Source organism: Endozoicomonas sp. ONNA1, assembly GCF_024606325.1.
Lineage (GTDB): Bacteria > Pseudomonadota > Gammaproteobacteria > Pseudomonadales > Endozoicomonadaceae > Endozoicomonas_A.
The window spans coordinates 1-1142 of record NZ_JAHHPN010000394.1 but is presented as its reverse complement, the minus strand read 5'-3'; the positions used below and the strand labels follow the sequence as shown (position 1 = coordinate 1142).

Annotated in this window: 1 protein-coding gene; it reads left to right on the top strand. The window is 44.7% G+C overall.

Going from position 1 to position 1142, the window contains the following annotated elements; all coding sequences use genetic code 11:
• Positions 1 to 499: 499 nt before the first annotated feature.
• Positions 500 to 1142 (top strand): hypothetical protein (locus tag KDK19_RS09095; RefSeq protein WP_257253865.1); only part of this gene is annotated, 643 nt, incomplete at its 3' end.

The following is a 1142-nucleotide window of genomic DNA, read 5'->3' as shown; positions in this document are numbered from 1 at the left end:
GAAAGTATTCCTTACTCTTACACACTGGGCATCTTCTACGATTGGCAACAGAGCGATGACAACAGAGCAACTGCAGCGCCAGAGGGCGCAGCCTTGAATACACCAACGGCTGATCAAAAGTTTGATCCTGATAAAAATGAGAATACCCGCAGCGAACTTTGATATCAGAAAACGGTGGATGATTCCTCCATAGCCATCCAAAAGAAATCGGTATAAAGGAATAAATACTGTTTTCTTTCAGATCGTGCTACCGATTAAACCCTTTTAGAAGCTATGAATGTCGCCCTTCCCCGAAAAAACCGCTCAATTTTATTGGCATTGAACTTTGCCTTTGTTAACTAAATTCGCTCAACAGCTTACCGAGTTTGCCACTATGAACTAAATTCTCTCTACAACTTAACGAAACAGCCATGAGCGATTAAAAAATAAAAGCCGCATCCCAGCCTGGTCTGGACATCACTTTTCACGGTAATAAAGTACTCAGCTCTGAGGTAGTAGGATGAGATATGCTCGCCCCGATGCAGTGAGCCTTGCAGTGGCCTTTGCCATCAGCTCTTCCATCATTGTTACACAGGCACTGGCCGATCGCAGGCTGCAGATAAAATCTATCGATATCGGGGGCAATGGACACAAGGAGTTTACCCAGAGTGAGGTTGTGATTCAGCCAACTTTAGGCCAAGACCAACAACCAATACCCAAATCCTTTACCACCACCTACTCTTATAAGCCTCAGGAAAGTAAGGACTCTGCCCTTCCTTCTATAGGCTTTACAGAAGTTCTTTATGGTATTAATGGTGACGTTTCCAGTGTTGATCAGTTTGAAACAAGCGAGGATGGTATTGCTCAGAAATATACCAAAGTCCTGAAGGTGGGTGATGAAGGATTCTTCAGGTTCACCCATAACCTTGAAGAAAAGGAACTGGTCATTGAAGTCAGAGGTGGAATGACCGATCAGGATTCAGTTAAGGCTGTTCGTGATCAATTGGTTGGCATCCAATCATTAGAGCTGTCAACGAAAATCGCCAACCCGGTACAACTGGCATTTTTGCTGGAGGGTGTCGGTGACAGGGCAGGAAACCTCGGCGCAAGTGATCACTATGTTCCCCTTGCCACCATTGAAGTAGAAAAAGTTGAAGTGAATG